Genomic DNA, 16,276 nt, shown 5'->3' on the forward strand with positions numbered 1-16,276 from the left:
GTTACCTATGTTCCCGGTCTGATCTGTCACCTATGTATCCGGTCATACAGACTCCTGCCCGTCGCGCCGGATGCGCAGGCAAACGATCTTCAGACGCTGGGCTTTATTCTCGCCGCCGCTGAAAAAGCGGTGCAAAATGTGTATGAACACAACCTGCGCCCGGTGGAAAAGCAGCACGTTTCATGGGTCGAACGCATTACAATCCAGTTGCTGGCGGCCTGCAGGGAATGGAATACCTTACTGAAGGGGCGTCCCGCCACCGCCGTTCCCGATCAGGTTGCCGTCACGAGCACGGTTGTCTGGACTTTTATTCAGTCGATGATCCCGCAGGTCGTTAACGCAGCGGATTTTAGAACGATCCAGGCGTTTGCCGAATCATTCGAATCGCAGTCGGCCTTCAAAAAATATCCGTTCAATTAAATCCAGAGCCCGGTAAGCACTCGCCACCGGGCAAACCCGCACCTAAATCTGATAATCAATCGCCACTTCTTCCGGCTCCATCACCTGGCGTTTAATCTCATCCACCGACAGCCCGGCATTGCAGAGCTCGATAAAGCGCCACACATAGTTACGCTGCAGCTGTCCGCGCTTCAGGCCAAGCCATACGGTGTTGGCGTCAAACAGATGACGCGTGTCAAGACGCACCAGGTTCCCGTCCTCGCGTTCTCCGCTGGACTGTTCCGCCACCAGGCCAATACCCAGACCCAGCTCGACGTAGGTTTTGATGACGTCAGAGTCCTGCGCGCTCAGCACGATGTCGGGCGTTAACCCTTTACGATTGAAGGCTTCATCTATACGCGAGCGTCCCGTGATCCCCTGGCGATAAGTAATGAGCGGCCATTTCGCAACGTCTTCCAGCGTCAGGGGAGAGACCTGATTCAGCGGGTGATCGACCGGGAGCAGTAAGCTGTGATACCAGCGGAACCAGGGGAACGCCACCAGCAGCGGGTCGTTGCTCAGGCGTTCGCTGGCGATACCGATATCCGCCCCACCGTTTTGCAGCAGCACTTCAATTTCCTGCGGCGTGCCCTGGATAAGCTCAAGACGCACCTCCGGAAAAAGTTCGCGGAACGCCTTAATCACCGGCGGCAGGCTGTAGCGCGCCTGGGTATGGGTGGTGGCAATGGTGAGCACGCCGGAGGCATCATTGGTGAAGAGATCCGCCAGGCGACGCACGTTGCTGGCCTCGTTGAGGATCCGCTCAGCGATGGTGAGCAATGCTTTACCCGGCTCCGTCATGCCGAGCAGCCGCTTGCCGCGACGGATAAAGATCTCTATGCCCAGCTCCTCTTCCAGCTCGCGGATATGGCGGCTGACGCCTGACTGAGAGGTATAAAGCATATTGGCGACCTCGGTCAGGTTGTAGTCCCGCCTGGCCGCCTCACGGATAATTTTAAGTTGCTGGAAATTCACGATTCACTCCGGCGCATCTGACATAGCTCTATTGTTAGAGTCAGCCGAGCTGCAGAACAAATAATAAAAACCAGCATCTTATGCTTTTATGGAATATCAGCTCACGAGCTGGAGTTCACGGTTCTCAAGCGATGGCTTGCTGACCAGCGACATCAGAATCTCTTTTACCGCCTGCGCCTGCGGCGACAGCGAACCGCGTGCAGACATGTTCAGCGAGAGCGGCAGGCTCATGGAAGGCGTGGTGATCCGCGCCATCCAGCCGTTCGCCGCGCTGCACAGCGAACGCGCGGCGGATTCCGGCAGCACGGTGACGCCCATGCCGCTGGCAATGGCTGCGGTCAGCGTGGAGATCGAGTCAATTTCGCCGATGATTTTGGCCGTCAGGCGGCGCAGGGAGAACGCTTCGTCCACGCGCACGCGCACGGCGCTGTAGTCGCGCGGCAGATAGAGGTTCATCTCTGCCACGGCGGTAAGGTCGACACTCTGGCCCGGACAGTCGCGGGTGCCCACGAGGTAGAGATCTTCTTTCAGCAGCGGCTGGCTGGTGATCCCGGCCACCGGGGAGCGATCGTAAAGGACCGCCATGTCCAGCTGGCCGTTGAGCAGTTTGTCATTCAGTACGGACCCGCTGTTTTCGTGCAGGTACACCAGCACTTCAGGCAGCTCAGCGCGAACGGCCTGCAGCAGCGGCATGGTAATAGAGGACGCGGCCGTTCCCGGCGCCAGGCCAATAGAAACGTGTCCGCTCAGGGTCTGACCCACGTTATTCACCGCCAGCTGTGCCTGCTCGCACTGGCGCAGAATCGTGCGCGCATGGGTATAGAGAATTTTTCCGGCTTCCGTTGGCGTGACGCCGCGTTTGGTGCGGATCAACAGCTGCTGATCCATCTCGCCTTCCAGAGTAGCCACCTGCTGGCTCAGCGCAGGCTGCGCGATATGCAGCACTTCTGCTGCTTGAGTCAGGCTGCCGATATCGACGATTTTTACGAAGTATTTCAGTCGTCTTAAGTTCATTTTGCCCCCTGTTCGAAATGCTGTGCCGGAACCGGCTGTCGTTGTTGAACAGGTTTTGCAATATGAATGCCACTTTTACCAGACGGTCTGAATTGGGCGCTAAGCGCCTGAAAATAAGGAAACCTAATCATGGAGGGGGGTTTTATTACCGAAACAGCAGTTTATGATCTGCCCCATTAGAGGTATATCCGCACCAAAGCGGTGCATTCCGCTGGCAAAAACAGCACTTTGCCGATTTTGTCAGCAAACGATCAAAAGGCGGCGATCCACCCTTTGACAAGGTGAACGCAGGTCGATAATATGCGCCCCGTTCACACGATTCCTCTGTAGTTCAGTCGGTAGAACGGCGGACTGTTAATCCGTATGTCACTGGTTCGAGTCCAGTCAGAGGAGCCAAATTTGAAAAGCCTGCTTTTAAAGCAGGCTTTTTGCTTTTCTGCGTCGGGTAAAATTTCGGGTGGCGGCTGCGCCTTACCCGACCGACAAAAACCTCGAATCGTAGGCCGGGTAAGGCAACGCCGCCACCCGGCGAAAATGTCCTCAATTGCCGAGCTTCACCGGCATCCCTGACCGCCGTTCCAGCTCAGCACCTGCACCCTCGTTGATCAACTCTGTCCGCAGCGCGGCCGATATCGGCAGCGGCACTTTCCGGGTCGATTCAAATTCCGCACGGTTACGCGATAACGGCTCGTGAACCTCCACCCAGCGGCTGCCGTCCGGTTCCGTGGTGACTTTAACGGGCCGATCGATAAGCTGTACGCGGGTGCCGACGGGAACATTATCGAACAGATATTTGATGTCGTTATTCCGCAGACGAATACAGCCCTGGCTCACCCGCAGCCCGATGCCAAAATTCGAGTTGGTACCGTGTATGGCATACAGCCTGCCGATATAGATCGCATACAGCCCCATCGGGTTATCCGGCCCGGCGGGCACGAAGGCAGGCAGCGTTTTTCCCTCTGCCGCATAGGCACGGCGCGTATTGGGCGTCGGAGACCAGGTGGGTCCCACCTGCTTACGTTCAACCGCCGTTACCCAGTTACGCGGGGTTTCGCGCCCGGCCTGACCGATGCCGATGGGCAGCACTTCAACGGTATTGCTGCCCGGCGGGTAATAGTAGAGACGCATTTCCGCCACGTTAACGACAATCCCCTCGCGAACGGTGTCGGGCAAAATCAGCTGCTGGGGAATGACCAGCCGGGTGCCGGATTTGGGCAAAAAAGGATCCACGCCCGGGTTCGCTTCCAGCATATTGCTCAACCCCTGCCCGTACTGCGCGGCAAACGCCTCAAGCGGTAACGTATTATGATCCGGCACGGTAATGACCTGCGAGCTCCCCACCAGGCGACTGCCCGCCGGCGGTAAAGGATAGCTCACCGCCTGCACGCTCTGGCTGATAAGTAACGCAGCAAGACAGCCCAACGCCTTTTTACGACACATATTCCCTTCCTCAGTCGCTTCGCTCTTTAGTAAGCATAGCGTAGCCGTTTTGCATTACCCATCAGGAAATAAAATCAGTTTGCACAGACCCCCTGTCGCGGTAGTCTCATAGGTTCCGTTTATATGACGGCCGCTATGTGAGTGACCTTTTCTTATACCAATAATTAAAAATAAGTGCAGACAGGACAACTATGGACTCCACTCTCACCTCCACACATCCCAACGAGGAGACACCTTCGCTCAATCGTGCCCGCCGCGCCGCACTCGGCAGCTTCGCGGGTGCCGTCGTCGACTGGTATGATTTTCTGCTCTACGGCATTACCGCCGCGCTGGTGTTTAACCGCGAGTTTTTTCCGCAGGTCAGCCCCGCGATGGGCACCCTCGCCGCGTTTGCCACCTTCGGCGTCGGTTTTCTGTTTCGCCCGCTGGGCGGGGTGATCTTCGGCCACTTTGGCGACCGCCTCGGCCGCAAGCGCATGCTGATGCTTACCGTCTGGATGATGGGGATCGCCACGGCGCTGATTGGCATTCTCCCGTCGTTTTCCGCGATTGGCTGGTGGGCACCGGTATTGCTGGTGACATTACGGGCGATTCAGGGCTTCGCCGTGGGCGGTGAATGGGGCGGCGCGGCGCTGCTATCCGTTGAGAGCGCGCCCAAAAATAAGAAAGCGTTTTACAGCAGCGGCGTGCAGGTCGGATACGGCGTGGGTCTGCTCCTTTCTACCGGGCTGGTCTCCTTGATCAGCCAGCTCACCACCGACGAGCAGTTCCTGAGCTGGGGCTGGCGCATTCCGTTCATCTTCAGCATCGTGCTGGTCATCGCCGCGCTGTGGATCCGTAACGGCATGGAGGAGTCGGCAGAGTTCGCAAAGCAGCAGGAAAAACCGGCCGTCAAAAAAAGGCTGCCGGTCATGGAGGCACTCGTCCGGCATCCTGGCGCTTTTCTGAAAATTATTGCCCTGCGCCTGTGTGAACTGCTGACGATGTATATCGTCACCGCGTTTGCCCTGAACTACTCGACGCAGAATCTCGGCCTGCCGCGTGAACTGTTCCTGAATATCGGCCTGGTGGTTGGCGGGATCAGCTGCCTGACCATCCCTGCTTCGCCTGGCTGGCGGACCGCTTTGGCCGCCGTCGCGTCTATATCACCGGGGCGCTGGTGGGAACCCTCAGCGCCTGGCCATTCTTTATGGCGCTGGAGGCGCAGTCGATCTTCTGGATTGTCTTCTTCGCCATCATGCTCGCCAACGTCGCTCACGACATGGTGGTCTGCGTCCAGCAGCCGATGTTTACCGAACTGTTCGGCGCCAGCTATCGCTACAGCGGCGCGGGCGTGGGTTACCAGGTTGCAAGCGTGGTCGGCGGCGGGTTTACGCCATTTATTGCCGCCGCGCTGGTGACCTTCTCCGGCGGAAACTGGCACAGCGTGGCGATTTATCTGCTGGCCGGTTGCCTGCTCTCTGCTGCGACGGCCCTGGTGATGAAAGAGCCCCGCCACACCTGATCGCCCTTTTGTTTCACAGGCGTGTGACATACTATCGGGTAGAGTCGCACACCTGTGGAACAAGGAGACAGAGATGAATAATAAGGGCTCCAGCCTGACCCCGGCTCAGGCGCTGGAAAAACTCGACGCGCTGTATGAACAGTCCGTCAATGCGCTGCGCAGCGCCATCAGCGAATATATCGAAACAGGGAAACTTCCCGACCAAAAGGCCAGAAACGAGGGCCTTTTTGTTTATCCATCGATCTCTGTGACCTGGGACGGCAGCGCCAGCACGACGCCAAAAACCCGCGCCTACGCCCGTTTTACCCACTCCGGCTGCTACAGCACCACCGTGACCCGCCCGGCCCTGTTCCGCCCGTATCTTGAAGAACAACTTACGCTGTTGTACCAGGATTACGGCGCGCGCATTGCCGTGGAGCCCTCGCAGCATGAGATCCCCTATCCGTACGTAATTGACGGTTCGGCGTTAACCCTTGACCGCTCCATGAGCGCGGGGCTGACCCGCCACTTCCCGACGACGGAACTGTCGCAGATTGGCGATGAGACCGCCGACGGGATTTATCACCCGGCAGAATTTTCTCCTCTGTCGCACTTTGACGCCCGCCGGGTCGATTTCTCCCTGGCGCGACTGCGCCACTACACCGGTACGCCCGCTGAACATTTTCAGCCGTTCGTGCTCTTTACCAACTACACCCGCTACGTCGACGAGTTTGTCCGCTGGGGCTGCAGCCAGATCCTCGACCCGGAAAGCCCGTATATTGCGCTCTCCTGCGCGGGCGGGATCTGGATCACCGCAGAGACCGAAGCCCCCGAGCAGGCCATCTCCGATCTGGCATGGAAAAAGCATCAGATGCCGGCCTGGCACCTGATCACCGCCGACGGTCAGGGGATCACCCTGATCAACATCGGCGTCGGCCCCTCGAACGCCAAAACCATCTGCGACCATCTGGCGGTACTGCGCCCTGACGTGTGGCTGATGATTGGTCACTGCGGCGGCCTGCGTGAAAGCCAGCTGATTGGCGACTACGTGCTCGCCCACGCCTATCTGCGCGATGACCATGTGCTTGATGCGGTGCTGCCGCCGGATATCCCAATCCCGAGCATCGCCGAAGTGCAGCGCGCGCTGTATGACGCCACCAAAGAGGTCAGCGGCATGCCGGGTGAAGAAGTTAAGCAGCGCCTGCGCACCGGTACGGTCGTCACGACGGATGACCGCAACTGGGAGCTGCGTTACTCAGCCTCCGCGCTGCGGTTCAACCTGAGCCGCGCGGTGGCCATTGATATGGAGAGCGCCACCATCGCCGCACAGGGCTATCGCTTCCGCGTCCCGTACGGCACGCTGCTGTGCGTCTCAGATAAGCCGCTGCACGGCGAAATTAAGCTGCCGGGCCAGGCCAACCGTTTCTATGAAGGGGCCATCTCAGAGCATCTGCAAATTGGCATTCGCGCCATCGACCTGCTTCGGGCGGAAGGTGACAGACTGCATTCCCGCAAGCTGCGCACTTTCAACGAGCCGCCGTTCCGCTAATAACGATAAGGAATAACCATGTCCAGCACATCTCCGCTCTCTGCCCTGCGCCACTGGCTTGAGGCCTGCCATCTCGACGGGATGATCGTCCCGCGTGCGGATGCGTGGCAGAGCGAATACTGCGCGCCCTGTGACGAAAAGCTGGCCTGGCTGACGGGCTTTGACGGTTCTGCCGGCGTCGCGCTGGTACTGAAGGATAAAGCGCTGCTGTTCGTCGACGGGCGCTATCAGGTGCAGGCCCGCGTTCAGGTGAATCTGGACGAGATTGAAATTCACCACCTGCACAACGAGCCGCTGGCTGAATGGCTGGCAGAAAACGTGGAGGCTGGCATGCGCATCGGTTTTGACGCACTGCTGATGACCAATACGGAGTTTGAGCAACTGTCCGCCACGCCGTGCAGGCTGGTACCGCTGAAGGCTTCGCCGTTTGACGCCTTATGGACCGATCGCCCTGCCGCACCGGCGGGGCTTATTCGTGAAATGCCGGTTGAAGTAAGCGGTGAAAGCAGCGAGGACAAACGTCAGCGCGTTGCCGCCGTGCTGGCCGCGAACAATGCTGATTATCTGGCCGTTACGCTGCCGGATAACATTGCATGGCTGCTCAACGTAAGGGGCTCAGATATCCCAACCAGTCCGGTACCGCTCTCATTTGCCCTGCTGAGTCGTGACGGCCACGTTGAGTGGTTTGTAAACGACAACAAGCTCGGCGCCCTGCCTGAAGAGGTGCGCAATGCGTTTACCATTGCGCCGCAGGACGCCTTCATCGAACGCTGTCAGCAGATTGCTGCAGGCAAACGGGTGATGGTTGATGCCGATTCCGCTCCGGTCGCCCTGCGCTTTGCCATTGAACCACGGGGAGAGATTGTCTGGCGAACCGATCCCATCACCCTGATGAAGGCCACCAAAAACCCGATCGAGCTGGCTGGGTATCGCGCGTGCCATCACCAAGACGGTGCCGCCTGGGTCAACTTCCTGGCCTGGCTGAGCCGCGAAGTGCCGCTGCGCAAGGCGGCAGGAAATCCGCTCACCGAGCTGGAAGTGCAGGCGCAGCAGCTCGCGTTCCGTAAACAGCAGCCCGGGTTTATCGAGCAAAGCTTTGCGACCATCTCCGCCTCTTCGAGCAATGCGGCGATGTGCCACTATCATTCGAGCGAGGCCAGCAACAAGCCCATCGGCCATGATCATTTTTACCTGAACGATTCCGGCGGTCAGTACGTTAATGGCACCACCGACGCCACGCGCACGCTGGCATGGGGTAAGGTCGACCCGCAGCAGCGCCTGCACTACACCGCCGTGCTGAGAGGCTTTCTGTCGCTCATTACCCTGCAGTTCCCCTCTGGCACTCAGGGGCATCAGCTGGATGCCTTCGCGCGTCGTCCGCTGTGGGAGATGGGGCTGGATTACGATCACGGCACAGGGCATGGCGTGGGGCATCAGCTTCTGATCCATGAGAACCCGCATCGCATTGCCAAAAAGGTCAACCCGTGGCCGCTGGTGGCGGGCAATATCATGACGATTGAACCTGGCTACTATCTGGGCGATAGCCACGGGATTCGTATTGAAAACCAGGTGGAGATTGTGGAGAGCCGTCCGGGATTCTGTAAATTTGCCTCGCTGACGCTGATCCCGATTGATTTAAGCCAGGTCGAGCTGGATCTGTTGAGCGAACAGGAAAAAGCGTGGCTGGATGCGTATCACCAGCAGGTGCGTGAGGCGCTGTCACCACTGGTGAACAGCGATGCGCGTTCGTGGCTGGAAGAGGCGACGGCACCGGTTCGTGTGAACGGATAGTGCGGCTTTTGCCGGGTGGCGGCTTCGCCTTACCCGGCCTACGATTCGAGGTTTTTGTCGGTCGGGTAAGGCGAAGCCGCCACCCGACAATTTTACCCGACGCAGAAAAGCAAAAAGCCTGCTTTAAAAGCAGGCTTTTCAAATTTGGCTCCTCTGACTGGACTCGAACCAGTGACATACGGATTAACAGTCCGCCGTTCTACCGACTGAACTACAGAGGAATCGTGTGAACGGGGCGCATATTATCGATGCTCCCCCATGATGTCAAAGGCAGAATGCATATTTCCGATCGTTTGCCGATTTATTCTCCACTTCGCGCAATTGTCAGGCATTTTTCCGCGGGTATTTCCACAGCCAGCGCCCGCTGACCATGCGCCAGTAGAACAGCGCGCCCCGTACGGCCCAGTCCAGGAACATACCCAGCCAGACGCCAACCACGCCCCATCCGAGCATCACCCCGAGCGTATACCCCGCCACAACGCGACATCCCCACATGCCGAGCATCGACACCCACATCGCAAAGCGGGCGTCACGCGCGCCCTTTAGCCCGGCTGGCAGTACCCATGAGGCCGCCCAGATGGGCATAAAGGCCGCATTGAGCCAGATGAGGATTTTAACGACCTCTTTAACGTCCTCTTCGTGGGTATAGAACGAGGCCATCAGCCCGGCAAACGGCGCCGTTCCCCAGGCAATCACGGTCAGTCCAATGGTCGACAGCCAGAAAACGTGGCGCAGCTGCCGCTCAGCCTGGCCAATCTGTCCTTTCCCGAGCCGTTTCCCGGTAATGATAGTCGAGGCCGAACCCAGCGCGTTACCCGGCAGGTTAATCAGCGAGGCGATAGAAAAGGCGATGAAGTTACCGGCGATCACGTCGGTGCCCATCCCGGCGACAAACATCTGCGTCAGCAGCTTCCCGCCGTTAAACAGCACCGACTCAATACTGGCGGGAATGCCGATCCCCATCACTTCCCAGATAATGGCGAAGTTAAAGGGGCGGAAATAGCTCTTCAGCGTGAGGCGCAGCGAGGGGGTGATCCCCGTCATCAGCACGCCGATAATCGCTGCTGCACCGATATAGCGTGAAATGGTTAGCCCCAGTCCGGCGCCGACGAACCCCAGCCCGTCCCACGAGAACACGCCGTAGATCAGCACGCTGCTGATGATGATATTCAGGATATTCATTCCGCCGTTGATCAGGAGCGGAATTTTGGTGTTACCTGCCCCGCGCAGCGCGCCGCTGCCAATCAGGGCGATAGCCGCCGCCGGATAGCTGATGACGGTCATCTCCAGATAGGTCAGCGCCAGGTCTTTAACCTCGTTCGTGGCTTCCCCGGCGACAAAATCGATAATCTCTTTACCGAAATAGTGAATCACCGCCGCCAGAACAATCGAAAAGACAGTCATGATCATCAGCGACTGGCGGGCTGCCTCGCGCGCACGTTTGGGATCGAGCTTGCCGAGGCTAAAAGCCACCACCACCGTCGTCCCGAGATCGATGGCAGCAAAAAATGACATCACCACCATGTTAAAGCTGTCCGCCAGCCCGACCCCCGCCATCGCCTCTTTCCCCAGCCAGCTCACCAGGAAGGTGCTCAGTACCCCCATCAGCAGAACGCAGGTATTTTCCAGGAAGATAGGCACAGCAAGAGGGGTGATTTCACGCCAGAACAGGACACGATAGCTTTTACGTTTTGCATACCATGGCGTGCGCGCGATCGCCTGGCGTAAGGAGGCAGTGACGTTCAAAATGGACCTTAGCGAGAAAAGTTGAAACTCCATTTCAAATGATGGGGGAGAAATGCTAATCCTGCAAAGTATTTTCCTGAAAAAAGATGTGTGGAATTACAACAAACTGACGACAGAATCAGCAATCAGTCGATTTTCCCTAAGATCAGGTTTGACAAAAGTTTTTTCGCCGCTAAGATAAGCCTCCACAACGATTCCTCTGTAGTTCAGTCGGTAGAACGGCGGACTGTTAATCCGTATGTCACTGGTTCGAGTCCAGTCAGAGGAGCCAAATTTAAAAAGCCTGCTTTTAAAGCAGGCTTTTTGCTTTGCGGATGAGGGAAAATGAACGCTCTGTTTGTCTACGGCACGCTGCGCCCGGGCCATTCTAATGCGCATATCCTTGAAAACATCGGCGGTGAATGGCTGGCCGGTTTCGTCTCCGGTACGTTCTACGAGCGCGGCTGGGGTGCGGCGGCGGACTTTCCCGGGATTGTCCTCCACTCCGATGGACCGCGCGTCGAAGGCTATCTGTTTATCTCTGATAACCTTTCCGCACACTGGCAAATGCTGGATGAGTTTGAAGACGGCTATGACCGGGTTGAGGTCACGGTGACCACCACTGAAAGCAAGCAGGTTCAAGCCTGGATTTATCAGCTACAGCCACATTCTGAGTCATAAAAAAAGGCTCTCTGTCACCAGAGAGCCTTTTTCACGATTCGCTGCGATTACTCGCTTTTTGCTTCGCCGTTTTTGATTTCGCCCATCACTTTCAGCTTCTTAGAGATGTCGCGACGCTCTTTGGACAGTTCAGCATTTTTGATGATGTAATCATCAACACGGTCTTCATAGTCGCTCTTCATGCTGGCGATGATGCCCTGAATAGCTTCAACGCTCATGCCTGGCTTGATATAGTCGCTCAGGTTGTCGAGCAGCAGAACACGTTTCTGGTTGTCACGGATCTTCTTCTCAACGTCCTGGATTTCACGCTGCAGCTTGTTTTTGCGGCGGAACAGGCGGACGAATTCCAGAACATCCTGGAACGAAGGCTTGGTAGTTTCCATTTTTACACCCCTGATAATGTGAGATTCGGATTCGTTAAAGCAACCGTTGTAACAATAACCTTACTGACAGCGGCTGCGAATGACAATGAGTATATCGTTTAAACCTATCATAACCCCAATTGCTGCTGAATCGAAGCAGCAGGCGTCACATCCGCGTTTTATTTGCGCAGCGCTCGACAAATCAGATGCGATAGCAGCTCAAGCTGTCGCGCCAGTTCCATACTCAGCCAGACATAGCCATGAATGGGCGTTTCCGCCACGTTATCGCCCTGCCGCTCATTGATTAACTGCTTCAGCTCCGCAACGATCTCATTCAGCCGCTCGCTGTTTGCCAGTATCGGCTGCGGGTTACCTTCGTAGAGCGCATGAGCGATGGTCAACAGCGTTTGCTGCGTCATCTGCTGGGTCTCTTTGAGGGTCTGCGCGTTAAGCATCAACAGATGGCTCGGGCGAGAGGCCCAGTGCGCGTTGATTTGCAGTTCAAGCATGCAGACCAGGTTGCGGCTTACCGTCTGGATGGCTTCGAAAATCGCTTTCTGAATATGGGTCTCTTTGCTGGCGGGCGTGATCAGGCCGCGCATTTTGACCACGTCGTTGAGGATGGTTTGCAGATGCTTTTCCAGCCGGGGGCGTTCAACCAGATTAGGGGAAAAACCGGCCTGATAGACGCGGTTAAACGCGGTGACATAGTTGGCCATCTGGATACGCCAGTGCAGAAAAGCCCGCTGCGGCCAGATGCCGGTAAACAGCATGGCGAGCAGTGAACCCAGAATGACATCCCCGCTTCGCCACAGCGCCGTGGTCATATCGCCGGCGGGTGCGCCGACCACCACCGCAAGCGTGATACCAATCAGCAGCGCCTGATAAGGACGCTTGCCCAACGCCAGCCAGCCGCACAGGAACATGGCGGCACCGCACCATATCAGCATGACCGGGAACGAGATAAGCTCCAGCTTCAGGGCGATTAGCCCCAGGGCCGAACCTAACACGGTCCCGCCAATACGCTCGAAGGCGCGCGGGACAACGTTGCCCCAAAACGAGATGGGCCCCATCACCACCACCAGCGTGATCAGCGGCCACGTCCCTTCCGGAACCTCCAGCAAGCGGACCAGTACAAACGTCAATACGAATGCCAGCGCGATGCGACACCCGTGCACCACACGGTAGTGTTTATACAACCGAATTTCAAAAGGGGTTAATGATTTGTCGGGACGCACACCCGCTCTCCAGCTACACGGCAAATCACAATTGTACTGTGTTTTCAGCCGGGCGGAACGGTCCCGGCTGAAAAACCCTTTATTCAGCAGGCCTAAACCGGTTTGTGCTCTACCGCGATATACATTTCAATATCCCAGTAGCCGTCCGCGTTGCCATCATTCAGGTAGCGCTCGAAGCAGGGTTTGAGCGCCATCTGATACTTATTGTCCTGCAGCAGGGAATTGAAGAACTGATACCACGGCGTGGCAAAGTCGTAGTTTTCCACACGCGCCGTCGCCACGGCATAATCACCGCCCGCGATTTCCGTCATCATGACGCCTTCGCTGTTTTCCGGGATCACAAAATCGTCCGGTACGGTAACGGCCGTATCGCAGCGCAGTTTTTCGGCCGGGACTTCATCCGGGTTATCGTAGTAGACCGCCACCCACTCCAGCGGCTCAATGTGACGCCCGTCGACCCACATGACCAGCTGTTCAAAGCCCTGTTTTACCGTGTGTTCCCACGGACCGACCAAATGAAAACCGGCAATCTTACGTTTCTGTTGCTGCGTAATGCTGTAGTCCATGCTGCCTCCGCTTATCACTGTATATTTATACACTATAAAACTGGATTATCATTATCAGCAAACGAGGAGTGTTTATTATGTGAGCAGACTCGCAACCCTGCCAGTCTGCTCATCGGCGGTTAAAGCGTGTGATGCAGATAATCGCTCAGACGAGAGAACAGGCCGCCTTTATCAACGGCTTCCAGCGTTACCAGCGGCCAGTGGGCTACCACCTTGTCGCGATCGTAAAGCTGGATCTCCCCGACACGCTGATGCGCGGCAATCGGCGCTTCCAGCTCTTTTTTATCCAGCACGTATTTGGCTTTGATATTGGGCACCTCCGCTTTCGGCAAGGCCAGCCAGAAGTCCTGGTCGGTGCCCAGTTTTACCTGCTCCTTGTCGCCGTACCAGATGCGCTCCGTTCCCACTTTTTTTCCGTTATGCAGGATCTGCACCGTATCGAAATTCTGCTGCCCCCAGTGCAGCAGTTTTCGGGCCTGGTCCTCACGCCCTTTCGGGCTGTCCGCTCCCATTACAACGGCTATCAAACGACGCTGACCGTCAACGGCGGACGCAATCAGGTTAAAGCCGGCCCCCGAGGTATGCCCCGTTTTCAGCCCGTCTACGTTCATGGTCTTATCCCACAGCAGGCCGTTACGGTTCTGCTGGGTGATCCCGTTCCAGGTCAGACTCTTTTCGCTGTACATATGATAAAACTCGGGCTCACCGTGGATAATGGCCCGGGAGAGAACGGCCAGGTCATACGCCGAGCTATGCTGGCCCGGCGCGTCCAGCCCGTGGACGGTTTCGAAGTGGGTATCACGCAGGTTCAGCTTCTGCACATAGTCGTTCATCATCTTCACGAACTGCGGCTGCCCGCCCGCCACGTGATCGGCCAGCGCCACGCAGGCGTCGTTGCCGGAATCGACAATCAGGCCGCGGCTCAGATCGCGCACGGTGACGCGATCGCCCTCCTTCAGGAACATCAGCGATGAACCGTCAAACACCGGGTTCCCTTTTGCCCACGCATCGCGCCCTACGGTGACGATGTCATCCGGGGTAATGCGGTGGCTATCAATGGCCCGATCCACCACATAACCCGTCATCAGCTTGGTCAGGCTCGCCGGATTACGTTGTTGATGTTCGTTGCCCGCCGTTAAAATCTGACCAGTCGTGTAATCCATCAGCACCCAGGAGCCAGCCTGAATGGCCGGAGGCTGCGGCGAAAAATCCAGAGGTTCGGCCGCAAAAGCAGATGAGACACTCGAAGCGAGTAAAGAAACAGCAATAAACAGACGGCGTTTCAACGGTATATCCTCAGGTCATTAAAAATCGATGACCTTTTTACGGGAGTTCTGATGTCGTTACCTGGCTTAATTGCAAAAAAATGTGACAGAACGCAGATTTTTCTCTGAAGCTGGCGCGCAAATTTGCGACGCGGCGGTGCTTTTTATTCGGTCTGACCCGCACGATCGTTTACCATAGTGACGTCATTTTTTAACAGGATGGTATTACTGGTGTCTGACTCTGCCGCTCGCCCGACTTTTTTGTTCCACGACTACGAAACCTTTGGCACGCATCCGGCGCTGGACCGACCGGCGCAGTTTGCCGCCATCCGTACCGACGACGAATTCAACATCATCGGCGAGCCAGAGGTCTTTTACTGCAAGCCGGCGGATGATTACCTGCCGCAGCCCGGCGCGGTGATGGTCACCGGGATCACCCCGCAGGAAGCGCGTGAAAAAGGCGTTAACGAGGCAGAATTCGCCCGACGCATCCACGACCTGTTTACCGTTCCCAATACCTGCGTGGTCGGTTACAACAACATCCGCTTCGATGACGAAGTGACGCGCAACATCTTCTATCGCAACTTCTACGATCCCTACGCCTGGAGCTGGCAGAACCGCAATTCACGCTGGGATTTACTCGACATCATGCGCGCCTGCTACGCCCTGCGTCCTGAGGGCATTCACTGGCCGGAAAATGAGGAAGGTCTGACAAGCTTCCGGCTGGAACACCTGACGCGCGCCAACGGTATCGAGCACAGCAATGCCCACGACGCGATGGCGGACGTCTATGCCACCATTGCCATGGCAAAGCTGGTGAAAAGCGCACAGCCCCGGCTGTTTGAGTATCTGCTGAGCCATCGCAGCAAGCAGAAGCTTATGACCCTTATCGACGTACCGCAGATGAAACCCCTGGTGCATATTTCCGGCATGTTTGGCGCCTGGCGCGGCAATACCAGCTGGGTTGCGCCGCTGGCCTGGCATCCGGACAACCGTAATGCGGTCATCATGGTGGACCTGGCGGGCGATATTTCACCGCTGCTCGAACTCGACAGCGATACCCTGCGCGAACGGCTTTATACCCCGAAAAACGAGCTCGGCGATCTGCCGGCGGTGCCGGTCAAACTGGTGCATATCAATAAATGTCCGGTCCTGGCGCAGGCGAATACGCTGCGCCCGGAAGATGCTGACAGGCTGGGCATTAACCGCCAGCACTGCCTCGATAATCTCAAAGTGCTGCGTGAAAATCCGCAGGTGCGCGAGAAAGTCGTGGCCATTTTTGCTGAAGCCGAGCCGTTCGTGCCGTCTGAAAACGTCGACGCCCAACTCTATAACGGTTTCTTCAGCGATGCCGATCGCGCGGCCATGAATATCGTTCTGCAAACAGAGCCGCGTAACTTACCGGCGCTGGATATCACCTTCGCCGATAAGCGCATCGAAAAGCTGATGTTTAACTACCGCGCGCGTAATTACCCCGGCACGCTGGATGAAGCCGAGCAGGAACGCTGGCTGCAGCATCGTCGCAACGTGTTTACGCCAGAGTACCTGCACAGCTATGCACAGGAGCTGGAGATGCTCTACGGCCAGTATGAAGGGAATGCTGAAAAACAGGCGCTGCTGAAATCCCTGTTCCAGTACGCGCAAGAGATAGTTTGATCGATAGGTATAAAAAAGCCGGAGGCGATGTCTCCGGCTTTTTTTTGCCCGTTGGCGCGGCGCTTACGCGGGCCTATGGGTTATGGAGGTCGG

The 16,276-nt window shown here is 57.0% G+C and carries 12 protein-coding genes, 3 tRNA genes and 2 pseudogenes; 8 read left to right on the top strand and 9 right to left on the bottom strand.

The features are described 5' to 3' along the window. Nucleotides 1–48: 48 nt before the first annotated feature. Nucleotides 49–420, top strand: a pseudogene (locus PI91_RS17415) (glutathione S-transferase); the annotation flags it as partial. A 42-nt stretch (nucleotides 421–462) separates the two neighbouring features. Here the strand turns inward: PI91_RS17415 and cbl are convergent. Continuing rightward, entirely contained in the window at nucleotides 463–1,413 is a 951-nt protein-coding gene (cbl, locus tag PI91_RS17420) for an HTH-type transcriptional regulator Cbl (RefSeq protein WP_008499476.1), read from the bottom strand. Nucleotides 1,414–1,509: 96 nt separating this feature from the next. Then, complete coding sequence (gene nac / locus PI91_RS17425; RefSeq protein ID WP_008499475.1) at nucleotides 1,510–2,427, bottom strand: nitrogen assimilation transcriptional regulator NAC; 918 nt, start codon at nucleotides 2,425–2,427, stop codon at nucleotides 1,510–1,512. 320 nt (nucleotides 2,428–2,747) lie between these two features. Between nac and PI91_RS17430 the strand changes: the two genes are divergently transcribed. Next, nucleotides 2,748–2,823 (top strand) — tRNA-Asn (locus PI91_RS17430). A 144-nt stretch (nucleotides 2,824–2,967) separates the two neighbouring features. On the opposite strand, the gene ldtA is transcribed toward PI91_RS17430, so the two are convergent. Then, the gene (ldtA, locus tag PI91_RS17435; protein WP_039266695.1) at nucleotides 2,968–3,867 is read right to left on the bottom strand and encodes a L,D-transpeptidase; all 900 of its coding nucleotides are present in this window, start codon (nucleotides 3,865–3,867) and stop codon (nucleotides 2,968–2,970) included. A gap of 191 nt (nucleotides 3,868–4,058) precedes the next feature. Between ldtA and shiA the strand changes: the two are divergent. From shiA to PI91_RS17450, 3 genes and pseudogenes are all read left to right on the top strand, one after another. Beyond that, nucleotides 4,059–5,371, top strand: a pseudogene (gene shiA, locus PI91_RS17440) (shikimate transporter). A 73-nt stretch (nucleotides 5,372–5,444) separates the two neighbouring features. After that, nucleotides 5,445–6,899, top strand: coding sequence for an AMP nucleosidase (locus tag PI91_RS17445; RefSeq protein WP_039266697.1), 1,455 nt, complete (start codon nucleotides 5,445–5,447; stop codon nucleotides 6,897–6,899). Between the two features lie 18 nt (nucleotides 6,900–6,917). Further along, nucleotides 6,918–8,690 (top strand): aminopeptidase P family protein, encoded by a 1,773-nt coding sequence (locus PI91_RS17450; protein WP_039266698.1) that lies wholly within the window; start codon nucleotides 6,918–6,920, stop codon nucleotides 8,688–8,690. Between the two features lie 145 nt (nucleotides 8,691–8,835). Here PI91_RS17450 and PI91_RS17455 read toward each other — a convergent pair. Next, nucleotides 8,836–8,911, bottom strand: a tRNA-Asn gene (locus tag PI91_RS17455). Nucleotides 8,912–9,014: 103 nt separating this feature from the next. Beyond that, a complete protein-coding gene (gene emmdR, locus PI91_RS17460) occupies nucleotides 9,015–10,469 on the bottom strand; it encodes a multidrug efflux MATE transporter EmmdR (RefSeq protein ID WP_157841592.1) in 1,455 nt (484 codons plus the stop codon). Nucleotides 10,470–10,631: 162 nt separating this feature from the next. Here emmdR and PI91_RS17465 point away from each other — a divergent pair. Together PI91_RS17465 and PI91_RS17470 are read left to right on the top strand one after the other, a co-directional pair. Beyond that, nucleotides 10,632–10,707, top strand: a tRNA-Asn gene (locus tag PI91_RS17465). A gap of 53 nt (nucleotides 10,708–10,760) precedes the next feature. Beyond that, nucleotides 10,761–11,096: a gamma-glutamylcyclotransferase family protein gene (locus PI91_RS17470; RefSeq protein ID WP_039266700.1), complete on the top strand. Its 336-nt coding sequence runs from the start codon at nucleotides 10,761–10,763 to the stop codon at nucleotides 11,094–11,096. Between the two features lie 47 nt (nucleotides 11,097–11,143). On the opposite strand, the gene PI91_RS17475 is transcribed toward PI91_RS17470, so the two are convergent. The 4 genes from PI91_RS17475 to dacD form a co-directional block, all read right to left on the bottom strand. After that, nucleotides 11,144–11,479, bottom strand: coding sequence for a DUF496 family protein (locus PI91_RS17475; protein WP_008499467.1), 336 nt, complete (start codon nucleotides 11,477–11,479; stop codon nucleotides 11,144–11,146). Nucleotides 11,480–11,637: 158 nt separating this feature from the next. Continuing rightward, the gene (locus PI91_RS17480) at nucleotides 11,638–12,696 is read right to left on the bottom strand and encodes an FUSC family protein (protein ID WP_008499466.1); all 1,059 of its coding nucleotides are present in this window, start codon (nucleotides 12,694–12,696) and stop codon (nucleotides 11,638–11,640) included. 92 nt (nucleotides 12,697–12,788) lie between these two features. Continuing rightward, entirely contained in the window at nucleotides 12,789–13,262 is a 474-nt protein-coding gene (gene sbmC, locus PI91_RS17485; RefSeq protein ID WP_008499465.1) for a DNA gyrase inhibitor SbmC, read from the bottom strand. Between the two features lie 119 nt (nucleotides 13,263–13,381). Further along, nucleotides 13,382–14,548, bottom strand: coding sequence for a serine-type D-Ala-D-Ala carboxypeptidase DacD (gene dacD / locus PI91_RS17490; protein ID WP_008499464.1), 1,167 nt, complete (start codon nucleotides 14,546–14,548; stop codon nucleotides 13,382–13,384). A 198-nt stretch (nucleotides 14,549–14,746) separates the two neighbouring features. Between dacD and sbcB the strand changes: the two genes are divergently transcribed. Then, nucleotides 14,747–16,183, top strand: a complete 1,437-nt coding sequence (gene sbcB / locus PI91_RS17495) for an exodeoxyribonuclease I (RefSeq protein ID WP_369750702.1) — start codon at nucleotides 14,747–14,749, stop codon at nucleotides 16,181–16,183. The last annotated feature ends 93 nt before the right edge of the window (nucleotides 16,184–16,276 follow it).

Source organism: Enterobacter sp. FB (assembly GCF_000805795.1).
Lineage (GTDB): Bacteria > Pseudomonadota > Gammaproteobacteria > Enterobacterales > Enterobacteriaceae > Enterobacter > Enterobacter roggenkampii.